Source organism: Pseudomonas sp. NFACC51 (assembly GCF_900103575.1).
Lineage (GTDB): Bacteria > Pseudomonadota > Gammaproteobacteria > Pseudomonadales > Pseudomonadaceae > Aquipseudomonas > Aquipseudomonas fluorescens_Q.
In genome coordinates this window covers 47,131-66,451 of record NZ_FMXH01000011.1, presented here as the reverse complement: position 1 = coordinate 66,451, position 19,321 = coordinate 47,131, and the positions used below count along the sequence as shown (strand labels likewise).

At 62.5% G+C, this 19,321-nt stretch carries 17 protein-coding genes; 6 read left to right on the top strand and 11 right to left on the bottom strand.

All coding sequences use genetic code 11. The annotated features are described in order from the left end of the window. Positions 1-357 precede the first annotated feature (357 nt). From lnt to miaB, 5 genes are all read right to left on the bottom strand, one after another. Positions 358-1,881, bottom strand: a complete 1,524-nt coding sequence (lnt, locus tag BLT00_RS20965; protein ID WP_063324240.1) for an apolipoprotein N-acyltransferase — start codon at positions 1,879-1,881, stop codon at positions 358-360. A 27-nt stretch (positions 1,882-1,908) separates the two neighbouring features. Next, positions 1,909-2,748 carry an HlyC/CorC family transporter gene (locus tag BLT00_RS20960; protein ID WP_003205870.1) on the bottom strand — a complete coding sequence of 280 codons (840 nt, stop codon included), beginning with the start codon at positions 2,746-2,748 and terminating at the stop codon, positions 1,909-1,911. A 40-nt stretch (positions 2,749-2,788) separates the two neighbouring features. After that, positions 2,789-3,247, bottom strand: a complete 459-nt coding sequence (ybeY, locus tag BLT00_RS20955) for an rRNA maturation RNase YbeY (protein WP_003205868.1) — start codon at positions 3,245-3,247, stop codon at positions 2,789-2,791. Beyond that, a complete protein-coding gene (locus BLT00_RS20950; RefSeq protein WP_063324241.1) occupies positions 3,240-4,250 on the bottom strand; it encodes a PhoH family protein in 1,011 nt (336 codons plus the stop codon). The genes ybeY and BLT00_RS20950 overlap by 8 nt, the downstream gene beginning before the upstream one ends. A gap of 217 nt (positions 4,251-4,467) precedes the next feature. After that, complete coding sequence (gene miaB / locus BLT00_RS20945) at positions 4,468-5,796, bottom strand: tRNA (N6-isopentenyl adenosine(37)-C2)-methylthiotransferase MiaB (RefSeq protein ID WP_170862100.1); 1,329 nt, start codon at positions 5,794-5,796, stop codon at positions 4,468-4,470. Positions 5,797-5,929: 133 nt separating this feature from the next. Between miaB and BLT00_RS20940 the strand changes: the two genes are divergently transcribed. Next, a complete protein-coding gene (locus BLT00_RS20940; protein WP_003185742.1) occupies positions 5,930-6,259 on the top strand; it encodes a DUF1820 family protein in 330 nt (109 codons plus the stop codon). A gap of 194 nt (positions 6,260-6,453) precedes the next feature. Here the strand turns inward: BLT00_RS20940 and BLT00_RS20935 are convergent, their stop codons facing one another. The 4 genes from BLT00_RS20935 to BLT00_RS20920 form a co-directional block, all read right to left on the bottom strand. Next, positions 6,454-7,008, bottom strand: a complete 555-nt coding sequence (locus tag BLT00_RS20935; protein ID WP_003205863.1) for a tetratricopeptide repeat protein — start codon at positions 7,006-7,008, stop codon at positions 6,454-6,456. Positions 7,009-7,225: 217 nt separating this feature from the next. Beyond that, on the bottom strand, positions 7,226-8,509 hold the full coding sequence (gene hemL / locus BLT00_RS20930) for a glutamate-1-semialdehyde 2,1-aminomutase (RefSeq protein WP_058546736.1): 1,284 nt from the start codon (positions 8,507-8,509) through the stop codon (positions 7,226-7,228). A gap of 28 nt (positions 8,510-8,537) precedes the next feature. After that, a complete protein-coding gene (thiE, locus tag BLT00_RS20925) occupies positions 8,538-9,164 on the bottom strand; it encodes a thiamine phosphate synthase (RefSeq protein WP_092149975.1) in 627 nt (208 codons plus the stop codon). Positions 9,165-9,181: 17 nt separating this feature from the next. Continuing rightward, complete coding sequence (locus BLT00_RS20920; RefSeq protein ID WP_003205858.1) at positions 9,182-9,979, bottom strand: hydroxymethylpyrimidine/phosphomethylpyrimidine kinase; 798 nt, start codon at positions 9,977-9,979, stop codon at positions 9,182-9,184. A gap of 413 nt (positions 9,980-10,392) precedes the next feature. Between BLT00_RS20920 and BLT00_RS20915 the strand changes: the two genes are divergently transcribed. The 4 genes from BLT00_RS20915 (at position 10,393) to BLT00_RS20900 (ending at position 16,882) form a co-directional block, all read left to right on the top strand. Next, positions 10,393-12,777, top strand: coding sequence for a hybrid sensor histidine kinase/response regulator (locus BLT00_RS20915; RefSeq protein WP_092149972.1), 2,385 nt, complete (start codon positions 10,393-10,395; stop codon positions 12,775-12,777). Positions 12,778-12,848: 71 nt separating this feature from the next. Further along, complete coding sequence (locus BLT00_RS20910) at positions 12,849-14,498, top strand: acyl-CoA dehydrogenase family protein (protein WP_092149969.1); 1,650 nt, start codon at positions 12,849-12,851, stop codon at positions 14,496-14,498. A gap of 179 nt (positions 14,499-14,677) precedes the next feature. After that, positions 14,678-16,177, top strand: coding sequence for an AMP nucleosidase (gene amn / locus BLT00_RS20905; protein WP_170862101.1), 1,500 nt, complete (start codon positions 14,678-14,680; stop codon positions 16,175-16,177). A 138-nt stretch (positions 16,178-16,315) separates the two neighbouring features. Next, complete coding sequence (locus tag BLT00_RS20900; RefSeq protein ID WP_161951762.1) at positions 16,316-16,882, top strand: pseudouridine synthase; 567 nt, start codon at positions 16,316-16,318, stop codon at positions 16,880-16,882. On the opposite strand, the gene BLT00_RS20895 is transcribed toward BLT00_RS20900, so the two are convergent. Further along, positions 16,877-17,086, bottom strand: coding sequence for a DUF2788 domain-containing protein (locus BLT00_RS20895; RefSeq protein WP_007937369.1), 210 nt, complete (start codon positions 17,084-17,086; stop codon positions 16,877-16,879). The two genes, BLT00_RS20900 and BLT00_RS20895, sit on opposite strands and share 6 nt — an antisense overlap. Positions 17,087-17,322: 236 nt before the next feature. Further along, positions 17,323-17,802 (bottom strand): Lrp/AsnC family transcriptional regulator, encoded by a 480-nt coding sequence (locus BLT00_RS20890; RefSeq protein ID WP_025215622.1) that lies wholly within the window; start codon positions 17,800-17,802, stop codon positions 17,323-17,325. Between the two features lie 415 nt (positions 17,803-18,217). Here BLT00_RS20890 and BLT00_RS20885 point away from each other — a divergent pair, with 415 nt between their 5' ends. Next, a complete protein-coding gene (locus tag BLT00_RS20885) occupies positions 18,218-19,237 on the top strand; it encodes a DUF6515 family protein (RefSeq protein ID WP_092149966.1) in 1,020 nt (339 codons plus the stop codon). The last annotated feature ends 84 nt before the right edge of the window (positions 19,238-19,321 follow it).

Here is a 19,321-nt window from a genome sequence, read left to right as displayed (position 1 = left end):
CGAAATGTGTGGGCCGAACATGGTTGTGGCGAGGGAGCTTGCTCCCGCTGGGCCGCGAAGCGGTCCCCCTAAAAACAGGGCCTGCTTCGCAGTCCAGCGGGAGCAAGCTCCCACGCCACAAGAGCTCAATGGTCTTCCAGAGTGGGTAGTCGCCTGCCTTGTGCAGACATCCAATGCATGGGTGTTCGCCAATGTCATGGGCTAGCGAGCTTCTGTGGCGAGGGAGCTTGCTCCCGCTCGGCTGCGCAGCAGACGCCACTGTCGCCGGGCTGGAACATCTTCAGTGGTTGGGAAAAACGGGGCGGCTGCGCCACCCAGCGGGAGCAAGCTCCCTCGCCACAAGGGGTGCCAGAGGCCTTAAACGGTCTTGGCCATCCGGCTCGCCATCAACGCCCAGCCCAACAGCGACAGGCACAAAATGATCAGCGGCCATGAGCGCCATTGCAGGTACGGCGTCAGGTCGTGCATCGGCACCACTTCGCCGTACAGGATGCCACGCTCGAATTGCGGGATCTGTGCGGTGATCTGGCCGAAGGGGTTGATCAGCCCGGTGACGCCGTTGTTGGTGGCGCGGATCATCCAGCGACCGGCTTCCAGGGCGCGCATCTGGGCCATTTGCAGGTGTTGCAACGGGCCGATCGAGGTGCCGAACCAGGTGTCGTTGCTGATGGTCAGCAACAGGTCGCTGCGCGCTGACAAGCTGGCGGCAAATTCCGGATAGACCACTTCATAGCAGATGAACGGCGCGATCTGGTAACCCTTGGCTTGCAGCAGTGGCTGGTCGGCCGGGCCCCGGGCGAAGTCCGACATGGGCAGGTCGAAGAAGGCGATCAGGCCGCGCAGGATGTCCTGTAGCGGCACGTATTCGCCAAACGGCACGAGCTTTTGCTTCAAGTAAGTACCGTCGCCTTCGCCGGTCACGGTGATGCCGTTGAAATAGCGCTTCTCGTGGCGCACCAGTTGGCGAATCGGCACACCGGTAATCAACGCCGAATGCCGCTCGGCGGCGAAGCTGCCCATCATGTCCAGATAACCCTGGGCAGATTCCTTGAGCACCGGTACTGCGGTTTCCGGCCAGATCAACAGGTCGACGCGCTTGGACGCAAAGCTCATGTCGCGGTACAGCGCCAACTGCGCGTTGAGCTGCTCGGGGTCCCACTTCATGCTTTGTTCGATGTTGCCCTGGATCGCCGCGACGCTCAGCGGGTCGCCCGAAGGACTGGTCCAGGCATGGCCCTTGAGGGCCAGGCCGGCCACCCATGGGCCGATCAGCAGCATCACGCCCGCGGCGATGAAGCCCTTGCGTCCGGTGCGGATCAACCGGGGCGCGTTGTACAGCAGCGCGGCGGTCAAGGCCAGGGTGAAGGAGATCAGCCACATCCCGCCCAGCGGCGCGAGGCCGGCCAGCGGGCCGTTGAGCTGGCTGTAGCCGGAGTACAGCCAGGGGAACCCGGTGAGGAACCAGCCGCGGAAAGCTTCCTGGCCCAACCACAGCGCGGCGAACGCCAGGGCATCGGCCAGCGGCGCCTCGTTGCGGCGCAACCAGCGTGCCCACAGCCAGGCGGGCAGGGCGAAGAACCAGGCGATGGCGGCGATGAACAGCAGCATCAATAACCCGGCGAGCAGCACCGAGGCGCCGCCGAAGTTGTGGATGCTGACGTAGATCCAACTGGTGCCAGCACCAAACAGGCCAAAACCGAAACACCAGCCTCGGCCCAGGGCCTGGCGTGGCGAGAGCTCGCGCAGCCCGGCGTAGAACAAGCCGACCGCCAGCAATGCCAGCGGCCAGAAGTCGAACGGCGCCAAGGCCAGGGTGGTGATCGCACCGGCCGCCATGGCCAGCAGGTTACCGGGCCAGCCGGGGCGGGTTATCCAGCGCATTTTTGTCCTTAGCGGGTCTCGCAGGGGTTATCGGCCAATGGGCGACAGGCGCAGCAAGTGAATCCGACGGCTGTCGGCATTCAGGATGCGGAAGCGCCAGGAGCCGATTTCCGTGGTTTCGTTGCGCTTGGGCAGATGCCCGAAAGCACTCATCACCAGGCCGCCGACGGTGTCGAACTCATCGTCGGAGAATTGGCTGTCGAAGAATTCGTTGAAGTTCTCGATCGGCGTCAGGGCCTTGATCAGGAAGTCGCCGCTGGGCAGGGGCTTGATGTAGCTGTCTTCCTCGACATCGTGCTCGTCCTCGATGTCGCCGACGATCTGCTCGAGGACGTCTTCGATGGTGACCAGGCCGGCCACGCCGCCGTATTCGTCGATGACGATGGCCATGTGATTGTGGTTGGCGCGGAATTCACGCAGCAGCACGTTCAGGCGCTTGGACTCGGGCACGAAGGTGGCCGGGCGCAACAGGTCCTTGATGTTGAAGCTGTCGCCGTTTTCCTGAAGGATCAGCGGCAGCAGGTCCTTGGCCAGCAGCACGCCCATGACGTCGTCATGGCTCTCGCCGACAACCGGATAGCGCGAGTGAGCGGAGTCGACCACGGCGGGCAAAAATTCACGGGGGGTCTGGGTCGCCTTGATGCTGACCATCTGCGAGCGCGGGACCATGATGTCCCGGACTTGCAGGTCAGCGACCTGGATGGCGCCTTCGACGATGGCCAGCGCTTCGCTGTCCAGCAGTTTGTTCTGGTGTGCATCGCGCAGCAGCTCCAGCAGCTCCTGGCGGTTTTTCGGCTCATGGGCAAAAGCCTGGGTGAGCTTGCCCAGCCATGACTTCTGCCCGTTGCTCGATCGATCTTCGCTCATAGCGATTACTCTGAATCCTTTGTCGTTACAGGTTGATGTATCAGTGTTCGTCGCCGGCGTAGGGATCGGGATGACCCAGCTCTGCAAGCAACGTTCGTTCCAGTGCTTCCATTTCTTCGGCTTCGTCATCTTCTATATGGTCGTAACCCAGTAGATGCAAGCAGCCGTGAATCACCAGATGGGCCCAGTGAGCCTCGGGGGTCTTGTCTTGTTCGGCTGCTTCACGCTCCACCACCGGGACGCAGATCACCAGATCGCCCAGCAGTGGGATGTCGAGCAGTTCGTCGGGTACGTCGGCGGGGAACGACAGCACGTTGGTGGCGTAGTCTTTCTGCCGCCAGGTGTGGTTCAGTTCACGGCCTTCGGGTTCGTCCACCAGGCGGATCGTCAGCTCCGAGTCGGCGCTGCGCTGGCGCAGGGCCAGTTCGCACCATTGGCGGAACTGGGCTTCGCTGGGGGCGGCGTGTTCGCAGGCCACTTGCAGGTCGAGTTCAAGCATTGTGGCGATTGCCTTTGCCTTCAGGCGCATCGTCGGCCTCGCGATGCTCGAAGCGCTCGTAGGCTTCGACAATGCGCTGGACCAACGGATGACGCACCACGTCCTTGGGCATGAAGTGCGTGAAACTGATGCCCGGCACGTCCTTGAGCACCTGGATCACATGGTTCAGCCCGGACTTGGTGCCGCGGGGCAGGTCGACCTGGGTGATGTCCCCGGTGATGACGGCGGTGGAGCCGAAGCCGATGCGGGTCAGGAACATTTTCATCTGCTCGACCGTGGTGTTCTGGCTTTCGTCGAGGATGATGAAGCTGTTGTTCAGGGTCCGACCACGCATGTAGGCCAGCGGCGCGACCTCGATGACCTGGCGCTCGATCAGCTTGGCGACGTATTCGAAGCCGAGCATTTCATACAGCGCGTCATAGAGCGGGCGCAGGTACGGGTCGATTTTCTGGGCCAGGTCGCCGGGCAGGAAGCCGAGTTTTTCACCCGCTTCGACCGCCGGTCGCACCAGCAGGATACGCCGCACCTGTTCACGTTCCAGCGCATCGACGGCGCAGGCCACGGCCAGGTAGGTCTTGCCGGTACCGGCCGGGCCGATGCCGAAGTTGATGTCGTTGCCCAGGATTTCCTTCACGTAGCGCTGCTGATTCAAGCCGCGAGGGCGAATCATGCCTTTTTTCGTGCGCAGGGCCACGGCAGGTTCCGACGGGGCATGGTTGTCGAGTTCTTCGACGGCCGACTCCTGCAGGAACAGGTGGACCGTATCCGGCGACAGCTCGCTCCCCTTGGTTTCCCGGTAGAGACGGCGCAGCAGGTTTTCCGCGGAGGTGGTGTGCTTGGGTTCGCCGATCAGTTCGAACTGGTTTCCGCGGTTGCGGATCTCGATGGCCAGGCGCTGTTCGATCAAGCGCAGGTGCTCGTCGAATTGCCCGCACAGATTGGCGAAGCGGCGAGCCTCAAAGGGCTCGAGAATAAAGCGATGTGGTTCGATGGGTGCGTTCAAGGTCGTTTTTAGCCGCCCGGGGGCAATTAAGGTGAAATCAAGGATAACGCCAGTAGGCTGGGTGCGAAAGCTCTTAAACAGGCGAATCTGATTCCAGCGACCGGCGCGGTCTTTTGTGGGAGCGGGCTTGCTCGCGAAAGCGGTCTTTCATCCAGTACAGGTATCGCCTGGTATGCCGCCTTCGCGAGCAAGCCCGCTCCCACAAGGATTCGCGTTGTTACTGGATCAACGAACCGCGCAGGGAGTGCGGTTGCGCGGCGTCGATGTGCACGTCGGCGAACTGGCCGATCAGGGCCGGGGTGTCGCAGCGGAAGTTGACGATGCGGTTGTTTTCGGTCCGGCCTTGCAACTCGCCCGGGTCTTTTTTCGAATAATCGGTCACCAGAATCCGCTGGACGGAGCCGACCATTTGTCGGCTGATCTCGAAACCTTGCTGGTTGAGGCGATGTTGCAAGGCGTTGAGCCGCTCCTTTTTCAGTTCTTCGGGCGTGTCGTCCGCCAGGTCGGCCGCCGGAGTGCCAGGACGCTGGCTGTAGACGAAGGAATAGGAGAAGTCGAAGCCCACGTCTTCGATCAGCTTCATGGTCTGCTGGAAGTCTTTCTCGGTTTCGCCAGGGAAGCCGACGATAAAGTCCGAGCTGATGCAGATCCCCGGCACTGCTGCGCGCAACTTGCGCAGCTTGGATTTGTACTCCAGCGCCGTGTGGTTGCGTTTCATGGCCGCAAGGATCCGGTCGGAGCCCGATTGCACCGGCAGGTGCAGGTGCTTGACCAGTTCGGGGACTTCGGCGTGGGCCTGGATCAGGCTGTCGGAGAACTCCAGCGGATGAGACGTGGTGTAGCGGATGCGGTCGATGCCATCCACCGCTGCCACGACGCGGATCAGTTCGGCGAGATCCGCCAGGCGCCCGTCATGGGTCAGGCCGCGATAGCCGTTGACGTTCTGCCCCAGCAGGGTCACTTCGCGCACGCCGTTTTCCGCCAGGTGGATGATCTCGGCGAGCACGTCGTCGAACGGTCGGCTGACTTCTTCACCGCGGGTGTAGGGCACCACGCAGAACGTGCAGTACTTGCTGCAACCTTCCATCACCGACACGTAGGCACTTGGGCCATCGATACGCGGTTCGGGCAGGTGGTCGAATTTTTCGATTTCCGGGAACGAAACGTCCACTTGCGGCAGCTTGGTGCTGCGGGCGGCGTCGATCATCTCCGGCAGGCGGTGCAAGGTCTGCGGGCCAAAGACCACGTCCACGTACGGCGCGCGATCACGAATGGCCGCGCCTTCCTGGCTGGCCACGCAACCGCCCACGGCGATGACCATTTCCGGGTTGGCCAACTTCAGTTCGCGCCAGCGGCCGAGCTGGGAATACACCCGGTCCTGGGCGCGTTCGCGAATCGAGCAGGTGTTGAGCAGGATCACGTCCGCGTCTTCGGCGCGGGCGGTGACTTCCAGGGCCTGGTGTTCACCCAGCAGATCGACCATGCGCGAGCTGTCGTACTCGTTCATCTGGCAACCGTGGGTTTCGATGTAAAGCTTCTTGGCCATGGACGGGATCATCACGTGATTCAAAGAACCGCGCATTATAGGGAACAAGTCCCCCGGTTCCTACCGCTGTGCGAGCAGTGGCTATGCTATAGTTCGCGCCCTCATTTTTACCCGCCGATGTGTTTCGCCAGCCATGACCAAACGTGAAGCTCCAATCTACAAGGTGATTTTCCTCAACCAGGGCCAGGTGTTCGAAATGTACGCCAAGCAGATCTATCAAAGTGATCTGTGGGGTTTCCTGGAAGTGGAAGAATTCGTCTTTGGCGAGCGCACGCAAGTGGTCGTCGATCCGAGCGAGGAAAAGCTCAAGGCGCAGTTCGAAGGCGTGGTGCGCAGCTTCGTGCCGATGCATTCGATCGTGCGCATCGACGAAGTCGAACGCCTGGGCACCCCGAAAATCAGCGAAGCCCGCGGCGCGGTCGGCAATGTGATGCCGTTTCCGATGCCGATGCCTGAGAAGTAACCCTCGGCTCTTGGCAAGATGAGTCTCTAAGGTCGGGCACAGTCCTTGTGGCGAGGGGATTTATCCCCGCTGGGGCGCGAAGCGACCCTAAAGCCTGACTCTGCGGTATTGGAGCTCGATTGAGTTGACGGATTTGGGGCCGCTTCGCAGCCCAGCGGGGATAAATCCCCTCGCCACAGGGGGGCGCAGTGAACTTAGGGCAGTGGCGAGAAGGGCGTACGCCCATCGGCGTTCTGCAATTCCATCAGGTATTTGCGAAAGATCTGCCCCAGCACCTGGGTGGCCACTTCCAACTCGTCACGGGGCATTTGCTCGGCGACTTCGTCGGCGGTGTCCAGGGCTTCTTCGGCGCCGTTGACCGCGGCCATCTTCAGGACGATATAGGCCTGGACGTTGTTGGCTGGCACGCCTTCGCCATGGAAGAACATGCCGCCGAGCTTGAATTGCGCCTGGGCATGACCTTGCAGCGAGGCTTTTTCGAAGTAGTCGAGGGCTTTCTTGAGGTCGCGCGGCGCAGCCTTGCCTTCGTAGTAGAACTCGCCCAACTCGTATTGCGCTTGTGCATCACCTGCGTCCGCCGCTTTTTGACAGGCGTCGAGTGCCGGTGCGAGATCTTGTGGCTGGGTATTGAGCGTGCAACGGCCCAGCGCCGGGATCAACAACGAGTTACCGCCTGCCTGTGCATTCGCGAGCAGGGGCTGAAGGAGCAACAGGCAGCCCAAGGCAAGGGTGCGGCCGGTGCGGTTCATGGGAATCGACTTACCTCTGAGGGGCGCGCGGACCCTCCGGGGGATCCAATAAGCGCGCATTATGAAATAAGCAGGGCCATCCTTACAAAGTCTTTACTCGTTTTTCTGCTGCGAGGGAATGCTAATAGCTGCTTCGGGCATAAATACGTAGGAAAAAGGCGGGAGGTTGTCAGCAATCGCTGACGCCAGCTTCAGCCGGCGTCAGTTATCCACAGGCTTACTTCAGCGCGGCAAACGCCCGTTCGGCCGCATCGAGGGTGATCTTCAGCTCGGTCTCGCCATGGGCGATGGAGGTGAAACCGGCTTCGAATGCGCTCGGGGCCAGGTACACGCCGCCGTCGAGCATCAGGTGGAAGAAGCGCTTGAAGCGGTCGGCGTCGCTGGCCATCACGTCTTCGAAGGTGACGATGTCATCGGCGCCACTGAAATACAGGCCGAACATGCCCCCGGCCTGGGTGGTCACGAACGGAATGCCGGCCGCGTCGGCGCGGACCTGCAAACCGTCGAGCAGGCGGGTGGTGTAGTCGGTCAGTTCGGCGTGGAAGCCCGGGCGGCTGATCAGGCGCAGCGTGGTCAGGCCGGCGGCCATGGCCAGGGGGTTACCCGACAAGGTGCCGGCCTGGTAGACCGGGCCCAGCGGCGCGATGCATTCCATGATCTTGCGCTTGCCGCCGAAGCAGCCCACCGGCATGCCGCCGCCGATGATCTTGCCGAAGGTGCTCAGGTCCGGCGTGACGCCGTAATGGGCCTGGGCGCCGCCGAGGGCCACGCGGAAACCGGTCATCACTTCATCGAAAATCAACACCACGCCATGCTGGTCGCACAGGCTGCGCAGGCCTTCGAGGAAACCCGGTGCCGGCGGCACGCAGTTCATGTTGCCGGCCACTGGCTCGACGATGATGCACGCCACTTCCTGGCCGACTTCGCCGAGCATCTTCTCGACTTCTTCGAGGTCGTTGAATGGCAGGGTCAGGGTGTGTTTGGCGAACGCTGCCGGTACGCCTGCCGAGCTCGGCACGCCTTGGGTCAATGCGCCAGAACCGGCCTTGACCAGCAGGCTGTCGGAGTGGCCGTGGTAGCAGCCTTCGAACTTGATGATGCTGTCGCGGCCGGTAAAACCCCGCGCCAGGCGGATCGCGCTCATGGTCGCTTCGGTGCCGGAGCTGACCATGCGCACCATTTCCATCGACGGCACGATCGAGCAGACCAGGTCGGCCATCTCGGTTTCCATCGCGGTCGGGGCGCCGTAGGAGAGGCCGTGTACCAGTTGCTTGCGCACCGCATCCAGCACGTCCGGATGGCTGTGGCCGAGGATCATCGGGCCCCAGGAGCCGACGTAATCCACATAGCGCTTGTCGTCTTCGTCGGTGACGTACGCGCCTTCGGCGTGCTTGAAGAACAGCGGGGTGCCGCCGACGCTCTTGAACGCACGAACGGGCGAGTTCACGCCGCCGGGGATGTGTTTCTGGGCATTGGCAAACAGGGTTTCGGAACGGGACATGGTTGGGCTCTCGAAAACGGAAAATAGACTATTTGATCTGCAGCAGCTCATTGAAGGCGCGGGCGCGGCGCGTCACTTCAGTGGTGCTGTCGGCGCCGAACAGGCCGTGGACCACCGCCAGCAGGTCGACCCCGTGGGCCACCAGCGGGGCGGCATTGTCCAGGGTGATGCCGCCAATGGCGCACACCGGGATATGCAGTTTGAGGTGCGCCTGTGCGAGCAGTTCAAGGTTTGCCCTGGGGGCGCCGGGCTTGGTGTTGGAATTGAAGAAACGCCCGAACGCGACATAACTGGCGCCTTCGCTGGCGGCCTGTTCGGCCAGTGCCAGGCTGGCGTGGCAAGTGGCACCGATGATCGCCTTGTGCCCGAGCAGTGCCCGCACTGGCGCCAACGGGCCATCGGTCTGGCCCAGGTGCACGCCAACGCCCAGGCGCGCGGCCAGTTCGGCGTCGTCGTTGATGATCAACTGGGTCTTGTAGCGTTCGCACAGGTTGCGCAGTGCTTCGGCTTCCCGCAGCCGGCGGGCCTCGTCGCTGCTTTTGTCGCGGTATTGCAGCAGGGTGACGCCACCTTCCAGCGCCGCTTCTACATAAGCGAGGAACTTGCCGGCCAGCAATTGGCTATCGGTGATGGCGTAAAGGCCACGTAATTTCATTCCACAGGCCTCCGGTGCTACGAGCAGAAATCCAGCGGCAGGCGACGCGGTACGAACTGGCCTTTGCCCAGTTGTTCGGCATCGCGCAGGGTGCGCCAGGTGTAATCCAGTGCCGTCTTGACGGCGCTGGCGAGCTGTTCGCCCTGGGCCAGCCGACCGGCCAGGGCGCTGGCCAGGGTGCAGCCGGAACCGTGATAACTGCCGGGCAGACGCTGGCAGGTAAAGGTCTCGCGCCCGCCGTCACGGCTGTACAGGCGATTATGGACTTCATGTTCGTCGCCGTGACCACCGGTGATCAACAGGTGTTTGACGAAGGGCAGCAGTTTTTCCGCGCACTCGTCGGCACTGCCCTCGGGCAATTCAGCAAGGATGCGTGCTTCAGGCAGGTTGGGGGTGGCGATGATTGCCAGGGGCAGCAGGCGTTCGCGCATGGCGTAGCCGACCTCATCCTTGCCCAGGCGCCCGCCACCGCCGGCGCGCAGCACCGGGTCGCAGACCATCGGCAGGTGCGGGTGCGCCTGGAGCAGTTCGACCACCGTGTCGACCATTTCCAGTGAGCCAAGCATCCCCAGCTTGACCGCTGCCACCTGGGCATCGTTGAGCACGGCATTGGCTTGTGCCAGTACCCACTCTCGGTCGAGCACTCGGAAATCGCTGACGTTGACGGTGTCTTGCACGGTCAATGCGGTAACGGCAGGGGCGGCATGACAACCCTGGGCGAGCAGGGCTTCGATATCTGCCTGCAAGCCGGCGCCACCACTGGGATCGTGGCCGGAGAGACAGAGGACAACGGGGCGAGAGCTGTAGATATTCATGGTGCGCGAGCTTACCACCAAACCTGTTTTATCGGTTGGCGGGAGTCAGAGGATTTGTACGCTGGCTGTGATGGCAAGGCCCGGCTCATCGTGGCGAGGGAGCTTGCTCCCGCTCGGGCGCGAAGCGGCCGCCTGTTATCGGGGAGGCGCTTCGCACCTCAGCGGGAGCAAGCTCCCTCGCCACGGTCATCGTTCAAGATTCCTGTCTGACCAAAGCAACAGCTCTATTTCAATGCTTAGCGCTGGAACGCCCGTTCTAGAGCCTTCTGTAGGAAAAATTTCAATGGTGCAAATTGGCCATCAACGGCTATGCTAGAGATGGATCCAACTCATAACAGGTAATGCCGGTTTTACGTCTACTCAGGGAATGGGGGGCTTCCTGACTCAACCGGACAGGCCGCGCTGGGGCTTAAATGCGCTATTTGCTGATGTTGTTGCTGTGCTTGTCCCCTCTGGCAAGTGCTCTCGAATTCGATGAATTCACCCAAAACCTGCCCTTGGGCCATGCCCTGCAGGTGTTCGAAGATGCGAGCGGCACGGCCTCTATTGACGATGTCCTGGCCCAGGCTGGCGCCGGTGCTTTCAAAGCCCACGACCAAGCCACGCTGAACGCCGGTTACTCGCGATCAGCCTTCTGGTTGAAAATCGACCTGCACTACCGTCCTGCCAATCCGGACGCCCAGCGTACCTGGCTGCTGGAGCTGGCATACCCGCCGCTGGACCACCTCGACTTGTATTTGCCCGATGCGTCGGGGGGCTATCGCCTGGTTCGCCAGACCGGTGATGCCTTGCCGTTCGCCAGCCGCGAGATCCGCCAGAACAACTACCTGTTCAGCCTGGCTTTCAAGCCCGAACAACGGCAGACCCTCTACCTGCGCCTGCAAAGCCAGGGTTCGATCCAGGCGCCGCTGACGCTGTGGTCGAGCACCGCTTACCTCGAACAACAGCCGGTGCGCTTGTATGTACTGGGGATCATCTATGGCGTGCTGCTGGGGATGCTGGTCTACAACCTGTTCATCTACCTGAGCGTGCGCGATACCAGCTACCTCTATTACATCTTCTACATTGCCTCATTCGGCCTGTACCAGTTGTCGGTCAACGGTGCCGCCGTGGAGTATTTCTGGCCGGACAACCCCTGGTGGGCCAACGCCGCGACGCCGTTCTTCATTGGCTGCGCGGGCCTGTTTGGCAGCCAGTTCGCCCGCAGTTTCCTGCAAACCGCCCAGCACAGCCGTTGGCTGGACCGCTTGCTGCTGGCGCTGATCGCCTACAGCGCTGTGGTGGTCGGCCTGTCGCTGATGACCAGTTATGCCCTGGCGCTGCGCCTGGCGACGGTGTTGGCGCTGCTGTTCACGGTGGCGATCTTTGCTGCCGGGTTGTTTGCCTGGTGGCGTGGCCTGCGGGTGGCGCGTTATTTCATCATTGCCTGGTCGGCGTTTCTGCTGGGGGGCATCATCAATACCTTGATGGTGCTGGGCTATCTGCCGAACGTCTTCCTGACCATGTACGCCAGCCAGATCGGCTCGGCCATCGAAGTGGCGCTGTTGTCCTTGGCCCTGGCCGACCGCATCAATGCCATGCGCGAGCAGCAGGCTCAGACCCTGTTGGACGCCGGGCAGAAACTCGAAGTGCTCAACCAGCAACTGGCCCACGGCAACAAGCTCAAGGATGAATTCCTCGCCACCCTGACCCATGAACTGCGTACGCCGATGAATGGCGTGATCGGTTCCCTTGAGCTGATGGAAACCGTCGAGATGGACGAGGAGCTGACCCAGTATCAACAGACCGCCGCCGGTTCGGCGCGGGACATGATGCGCATGGTCAACGGCATCCTCACCCTGACCGAGTTGCAGGCCGGCAAGCTCAAGGTCTATCCGGCACCGTTCAGCCTGCGTGGGGTGGTCGATGCGCTGCAGGTGCAGTTCGGCGCCAATGCGGCGGCCAAGGGCCTGGATTTCAAGGTCGACGTGGCCCCTGGCTTGGCGGACCGGTTGCTTGGCGACAGTGGCAAACTGGCCCAGAGCCTGGAATGCCTGCTGGACAACGCCATCAAGTTCACCCGGGTTGGCGGCCTGGCCCTGCGAGTCAGCGGCAGGCCGACGGCGCTTGATCGGCTGGTGCTGTCCTTTGCTGTCATCGACACCGGAATCGGTTTTACCGACCTGGGGGAAGCGACCTTGTACCAGCGCTTCTTCCAACTCGACGGCTCGATGACCCGCGAATACGGCGGTCTCGGCGTGGGCCTGGCCATCTGCCGGCAACTGGTGGAATTGCTGGGCGGACGCCTGACCCACACCTCCGAACCCGGTCGTGGCAGCCGTTTCCAGTTGGACGTGGAGTTTGACGTGGCCTTGCCAGCGGCGGTCCCGACGCCGTTTTCCTTCGGTGGCCGCCAAGGCTCGCGCCTGCCGCAGGATTGCACGGTGCTACTGGCCGATGACAACAGCATCGATCAGTTGGTCATGCGCGGCATGTTGCTCAAGCTCGGTTATCGGGTGCGCACCGCCGACAGTGGCCGCGCCGCGCTGGATCTGCTGCACGGCGAGCGCTTTGATGCGGTGCTGCTCGATTGCCAGTTGCCGCCGCTGGACGGCGTGTCGCTTTGCTGCCAGATCCACACCTTGCCCGGCTGCGAGGAACTGCCGGTGCTGGTGGTCAGCCCGAATGTGGCGCGCGAATGCTGCCCCTCGGGCGCTCAGATCGATTACCTGAACAAACCCGTGAAATTCGAGGCACTGCAGGCGATGCTCCAGCGCCGGGTGCTTTGCCCGAGACAGGGTGAAAGCGCCGATATTTAGGCGGATATGACACTTTGTCCGGCCTGGAGGCAGTGCTTAACTGAATCCCTGCCCGATCGAGGAGCCCTGTCATGAACCTGCACCAGTTCGCTGAAACCCACGACGTCACCAACCAACCGCCGTCCCTGGATGGCGCCAACCTGTACCGCATCGACCTGCCGCTGCAGCAGTGGTCGCAGTACTTTGGGGCGGGCTGGGCGCAGGCGCGGATCGATGCGTATGGGGCGCTGGCCGGCGGGCCGTTGATGGAAGCGGGCTTCCTGGCCAACCAGAACAAACCGGTGTTCTCCAGCCACGACCGTTACGGCCATCGCATCGACCTGGTGGAGTTCCATCCGGCTTATCACCAGTTGATGCGCACCGCCGTCGAGCACGGCCTGCCCAGTTTGCCCTGGGCGCATCCGCAACCCGGCGCGCATGTCGCCCGGGCGTCGATGACCTATTTGCACAGCCAGGCCGAAGCCGGCACCGGCTGCCCGCTGACCATGACCTTCGCCAGCGTGCCGGCGCTGCGCTTGCAGCCGGGCCTGGCCGAGCACTGGGTGCCCAAGGTGCTCGCCACCGAATACGACCCGCGCAATGTCGGCATGACCCACAAGGCCGGGGTGACCCTGGGCATGGCGATGACCGAAAAGCAGGGCGGCACCGATGTGCGGGCCAACACCACCAAAGCCTATCCGGTGGGCGCCAGCGGCCCGGGCCAGGCCTATGAGCTGGTGGGCCACAAATGGTTCTGTTCGGCGCCGATGTGCGATGCCTTCCTCACCTTGGCCCAGACCGACAAGGGCTTGACCTGTTTCCTGCTGCCGCGCCATCGCCCCGACGACACCCGCAATCAGTTCTACATCCAGCGGCTGAAGAACAAGCTGGGCAACTGTTCCAACGCCTCCAGCGAAGTCGAGTTCCGTGGCGCACTGGCCTGGATGGTCGGTGAAGAAGGCCGCGGCGTGCCGACGATCATCGAGATGGTGGCCATGACCCGCTTCGATTGCATGGTCGGCTCCAGCGCCCTGATGCGCCAGGCGTTGACCCAGGCCAGTCATCACTGTGCGCACCGCAAGGTCGGCGGCAAGCTGTTGAGCGAACAGCCGCTGATGCAGAATGTCCTGGCTGACCTGGCGCTGGAAAGCGAGGCCGCCCTGGTCTTGAGCTTGCGCATGGGCCGGGCGCTGGACCATTTGAATGACGAGCATGAGGCCAAGTTCGCTCGGCTGGTGACGGCGGTGGGCAAGTACTGGATCTGCAAGCGCGCCCCCGCGATGATCAACGAAGCCGCCGAATGCATGGGCGGTGCCGGCTACGTCGAAGACAGCATCCTGCCGCGTCTGTACCGCGAAGCGCCGGTCAACTCGACGTGGGAAGGCTCCGGCAACGTGCAATGCCTGGATGTGCTGCGCGCCTTGTCCAAGGAGCCCGGCGTGCTGGAGGTATTGTTCAGCGAATTGGGCGACGGCCACGGCGACAAACGCCTGGCTGGCCACATCCACCAATTGCACGCCGCGTTCAAGGACACCGACGATATCCAGTACCGCGCCCGGCAATTGACCGAAGACATCGCCGTGGGCCTGCAAGCCAAGCTGTTGCTCGAGGCGGGCAACAGCGACGTCAGCGATGCCTTCATTGCCAGTCGCCTGGGTTCGGTCGGCCGGGTGTACGGTGCCTTGCCTCGGGGCTTGAATGTCGAGGCCATCGTTACCCGCTCGACCCCGCATGGATTCTAGGCAGGCTACGGCCAACACAGAGTGCTGTGGGAGCGGGCTTGCTCGCGAAAGCGGTATGTCAGCCGCCGAAGAGGTTGGATGTGCTGACGCCTTCGCGGGCAAGCCCGCTCCCACAGGTTTTCATGACGCCGAGAATACCCAATACGCCACTGTTCCCGTCGGGCGGCGATGCAGGCAAGATGAAAGCCTGCAAGTCAGAACACAGGAAGCTGATCGTGACCGAAGCGTTTATTGTCGTTCAAACCGCCGAACAAGCCGTGGATCGTCTGGCGGCCCTGCACGAACGTGCGACCACCGCGTTGAACCAGGCGCTGATGCGTTATCTCAAGGATCGCGTCGAGCCGGATGCCGAGCAAAGGGCGTTGTTTCGCTATCCCGCCTTGCGCCTGACCTACCACTGCCACGGCGAAGTCCCGCAAACCACCCGCGCCTATGCCAAGGTCCAGTTGCCCGGCACCTACAGTGTCACCGTCACCCACCCCGGCGCCTTCCGTAAATACCTGCTGGAACAGCTGGTCCCGCTGATGCACGACTTTACCGTCACCGTGGAAGTGGGCGTCAGCGAGCAGAACATTCCGTACCCGTACGTGGTGGAGCAGGGCGACGAACTGGCCGGCTCCGGCGTGACCGCCGCCGTGCTGGCACGAGTTTTCCCCAGCACCGACCTGTCGGCCGCCACCGATGGCATTGCCGACGGCCTCTATGATTGGGAAAACACCGACCCGCTGCCCCTGGCGCTGTTCGACGCGGCGCGGGTGGATTTTTCCCTGCGCCGGCTGGTGCACTACACCGGCAGCGACTGGCGCCATGTGCAGCCGTGGATCCTGCTGACCAACTACCACCGCTATGTCGACCAGTTCATCGTCCATGGCCTGGAGCAACTGCGCAGCGACCCGCGCTTTGTGCGCATGGTCCTGCCGGGCAACGTGATCATCGACAAGAACATGGACCATGGAGAAGCATCGGCCATCGCTGCCGGCGTGGTCTGGCACCGTTACCAGATGCCGGCCTATCACCTGCAAACCAATGATGGCCATGGCGTGACCCTGGTGAACATCGGGGTCGGCCCGTCCAACGCCAAGAACATCACCGACCACCTGGCCGTGCTGCGGCCCCATTGCTGGCTGATGATCGGCCACTGCGGCGGGCTGCGACAGTCCCAGACCATTGGCGACTACGTGCTGGCCCATGCCTACATGCGCCGCGACGGGATCCTCGACCGCGTGGTGCCGCCGAACATTCCGATTCCGGCCCTGGCCGAAGTGCAGATGGCCTTGCAGCAAGCGGCGGCCAACGTCACTGGCGAAAAGGGCGACGAGCTGAAGAAACGCCTGCGCACCGGCACCGTACTGACCTACGACGACCGTAACTGGGAATTGCGCTGGGCCCAGGAGCGTCCGTTGATCAACCTGTCCCGCGCCGTGGCGGTGGACATGGAAAGCGGCACCATCGCCGCCCAGGGTTATCGCCTGCGGGTGCCTTACGGCACGTTGCTGTGTGTTTCGGACAAGCCGCTGCACAGCGAAATCAAGCTGCCGGGCTCGGCCAACGCGTTCTATGAGCGAGCGGTCAACCAGCACCTGAAGATTGGCATCGAGGCGTTGGACCTGTTGCGCACGGAACTCAACTCGTTGCATTCGCGCAAGCTGCGCAGCTTCGACGAGCCTCCGTTCCGTTGATACGGCGGTGGTTATTTAGCGGTCAGACCACTAGCATTGGCGGTCCTGACCGTTAGATGCCGTGCCACCATGCCCCGTCCTCCACGCCCCGCTTCCCGTCGCCCTGGCGCGAAGCTTCCAGCCTCCGCCCCGCGCCGTGTGGCCAAGGCCCCGCCGGCCGAGCCGAAGCTGATCCTGTTCAACAAACCCTTCGATGTGCTGACGCAATTCAGTGACGGTGAAGGGCGGGCGACGCTCAAGGATTTTATCGACGTACCGGGCATCTACCCGGCCGGGCGGCTGGATCGTGACAGCGAAGGCTTGCTGTTGCTCACCAATGATGGGCAGTTGCAGGCGCGTATCGCCGACCCCAAGCACAAGCTGGCCAAGACTTATTGGGTGCAGGTGGAAGGCGAACCGAATGCCGAACAGTTGCAGCGTTTGCGCGATGGGGTGGCGTTGAACGACGGCATGACCTTGCCAGCCGAGGCGCGCCAGTTGGACGAGCCGCAGTTATGGCCGCGCAACCCGCCGGTGCGCTTTCGTAAAAGCGTACCCACGAGTTGGTTGGAACTGGTGATCCGCGAAGGGCGCAACCGCCAGGTACGGCGCATGACCGCCGCGGTGGGCCTGCCGACACTGCGCCTGGTGCGGGTCAGGATCGGCGACTGGACCCTCGAAGGACTCGATCAGGGCCAGTGGAGGGAAGTGCCGGCGCGCTTATAACGTCCCGGACTCGATCAGGCCGATCACCACGCTCTTGATCACGAACGCCGCCACGCCCAGCCCCAGCACAAAAAACAGAATGAACGAGCCGAAACGCCCGGCCTTGGATTTCTTCGCCAGGTCCCAGACGATGAAACCCATGAAAATGATCAGGATGCTGACCAGGCCGGTCATCATCCACTCTTCGAAAACAGCAGGATCCATCAGGACACTCCGGCGTAAGCGGGGTTGAAAAGGCGCGGCGAGTATAAGGCATGAGGCGCGGACGCGGGATTGGCCTGCGGCGGTGTGTCGCAGCTATTCATCGGCTGGGCTGTGGCGAGGGAGCTTGCTCCCGCTCGACTGCGCAGCAGTCGCAAACCGGTCCACTGGCAATCCGGCCGAAGCTTGGGGTCGCTTCGCAACCCAGCGGGAGCAAGCTCCCTCGCCACAAAAAGCGGTCAGCTGCGCAGGTGAGTCAACGGCAGTTCGGTGCTGTTGAGCACCTGATTCAGCACAAAGCTCGAACGCACGCTGGTGACGCCATCGATCCGGGTCAGATGCCCCAGCAGCAGTTTCTGGTAATGGTCCATATCCGGTACCACCACCTTGAGTTGGTAATCCGCGTCCATCCCGGTGACCAGGCTGCATTCCAGCACTTGCGGCAGGTTGCGGATGGCCGCTTCGAAGTTCTCGAAACGCTCGGGGGTGTGACGGTCCATGCCGATCAATACGTAGGCGGTCAGGCTCAGGCCCAGCATTTTGCGGTCGAGCAGGGCAACCTGGCGCGTGATGTAGCCGTCATCCTCCAATTGCTTGACCCGTCGCGAACAGGGGGAGGGCGACAGGCCGATGCGTTCGGCCAGTTCCTGGTTGGAGATGCGCGCATCGCGCTGCAATTCCGCCAGAATGCTCAGGTCGTAACGGTCGAGTTTGCTCATCGGTCGGGCCTTTATCTGGATAATTGCGGAAGATTATCTATCCAGGGTTAAAAATTGCGCAAGTGATGTTTATTTCCGCAATCTTAGCAATCCTCTGCCGGCGCCCCAGGCTTATTCTTATCACCAAGATCACTGCTCGGACAAACAGTCCAGTGCGGCCCGCCCAATCAGGCCGGCTGCGGTCGCGGCACCCACCGGTGTTGGCAGACCCCCGAGCTGCACACTGTCCAGAAGACGGCGTGAGGTGAGCCGACGTCATAAGCGTCGAGCACGGACGAAATTCTCAAGGGGAGGCCGACGGGTCTCCCTTTTTTAATGCCTGCGAAATAAACCCCGTGGCTGATAACCTATCGCAGAACCGGCCTGGGCTTTTCCGAGTCTTATCATCAGGCCTTGAACCGTCGTGAGGAATAACATGAAGTCGCGCATCTGGCGTTTGGCAGGTGTTGGTCTGTTGTGGGCAAGTGTCAGTGCGCAGGGAATAGCCGACGATCAGCAAAACCGTGGCGGCCCGGATGGCAATCGCGGCCCGGACGGGCGCGGTGGCAACGGCCAGGGTTACCCGGCGCAGCAACGGTCGCAAAACAACGAAATCATTCGGGGCGACAACAGCCGTCAGTTCGAGGTCAGGCCACAACCTCAATACCAGGGTGGCGAACAGCGGTATGAGCGTCCGCCCCAGGATCCCAACGCCCATGGCCGTCCGCAGCCGCAGCCGCAGCCCGGCAACAACCTGCCGATCCAGGGCCGGCCCGACAGCGTGACCCAGACCCGCGAACCGCAACCGGGGTATTACCGTGATATCCCGCGTCGCAGCGATGGCTATCCCAGCGGCGGGCCACGCCCAAGCCATGACAACCGCCCTGAACAGCATTGGCCCGGCCGCCCGGACGGGCATGGCAATGGCTGGGGCCCGGGCCCGCAGTACCGCCCGGGGTACGTGATCGACCGGTTCCCGGACCGCAACTACCGCGTGCCTTATCGCGGCCAGGATTATTTCTATTCCGGCGGCTACTGGTATCGCCCGCAAGGGCCGCGCTATGTCGTGGTCGCGCCGCCACGGGGCATTCGTACCCGGTATCTGCCGGATTACGCTCGGGAGGTGTGGATCGGCAGTTCGCTGTTTTTTCTTGCCGCCGGCGCCTATTACATCTACGAAGCCAACACCCAGGATTACGTCGTGGTCGATGCGCCGGTGGCCAACCCGCAGCCCCAGCCCCAAGGCAACAGCTACGACGTGGTGGCTTACCCGGCCAACGGCCAGTCGCCCGAGCAGGTCAACCAGGACGGGTACGATTGCTATCGCTGGGCGGTGCAGCAGAGTGGTTTCGATCCGCGCACCTACACCTATCCGCCGGCGCCGGAAGTGGTGCAGACCTATCGCCAAGCCCAGGGCAGTTGCTTGAGCAGCCGTGGGTATCAGGTGACTTATTGATTTAGCGCAGATCCCCTTTTGTGGCGAGGGAGCTTGCTCCCGCTGGGCTGCGAAGCGGCCCCAAGATTTTGCGGTCGCTGCGCA

Bases quoted from the DNA above. Each gene is read 5' to 3' on its own strand.
- lnt (WP_063324240.1), bottom strand. From the start codon at position 1,881: ATGCGCTGGATAACCCGCCCCGGCTGGCCCGGTAACCTGCTGGCCATG.
- BLT00_RS20960 (WP_003205870.1), bottom strand. From the start codon at position 2,748: ATGAGCGAAGATCGATCGAGCAACGGGCAGAAGTCATGGCTGGGCAAG.
- ybeY (WP_003205868.1), bottom strand. From the start codon at position 3,247: ATGCTTGAACTCGACCTGCAAGTGGCCTGCGAACACGCCGCCCCCAGC.
- miaB (WP_170862100.1), bottom strand. From the start codon at position 5,796: ATGGCCAAGAAGCTTTACATCGAAACCCACGGTTGCCAGATGAACGAG.
- BLT00_RS20940 (WP_003185742.1), top strand. From the start codon at position 5,930: ATGACCAAACGTGAAGCTCCAATCTACAAGGTGATTTTCCTCAACCAG.
- BLT00_RS20935 (WP_003205863.1), bottom strand. From the start codon at position 7,008: ATGAACCGCACCGGCCGCACCCTTGCCTTGGGCTGCCTGTTGCTCCTT.
- hemL (WP_058546736.1), bottom strand. From the start codon at position 8,509: ATGTCCCGTTCCGAAACCCTGTTTGCCAATGCCCAGAAACACATCCCC.
- thiE (WP_092149975.1), bottom strand. From the start codon at position 9,164: ATGAAATTACGTGGCCTTTACGCCATCACCGATAGCCAATTGCTGGCC.
- BLT00_RS20920 (WP_003205858.1), bottom strand. From the start codon at position 9,979: ATGAATATCTACAGCTCTCGCCCCGTTGTCCTCTGTCTCTCCGGCCAC.
- BLT00_RS20915 (WP_092149972.1), top strand. From the start codon at position 10,393: ATGCGCTATTTGCTGATGTTGTTGCTGTGCTTGTCCCCTCTGGCAAGT.
- BLT00_RS20910 (WP_092149969.1), top strand. From the start codon at position 12,849: ATGAACCTGCACCAGTTCGCTGAAACCCACGACGTCACCAACCAACCG.
- amn (WP_170862101.1), top strand. From the start codon at position 14,678: ATGAAAGCCTGCAAGTCAGAACACAGGAAGCTGATCGTGACCGAAGCG.
- BLT00_RS20895 (WP_007937369.1), bottom strand. From the start codon at position 17,086: ATGGATCCTGCTGTTTTCGAAGAGTGGATGATGACCGGCCTGGTCAGC.
- BLT00_RS20890 (WP_025215622.1), bottom strand. From the start codon at position 17,802: ATGAGCAAACTCGACCGTTACGACCTGAGCATTCTGGCGGAATTGCAG.
- BLT00_RS20885 (WP_092149966.1), top strand. From the start codon at position 18,218: ATGAAGTCGCGCATCTGGCGTTTGGCAGGTGTTGGTCTGTTGTGGGCA.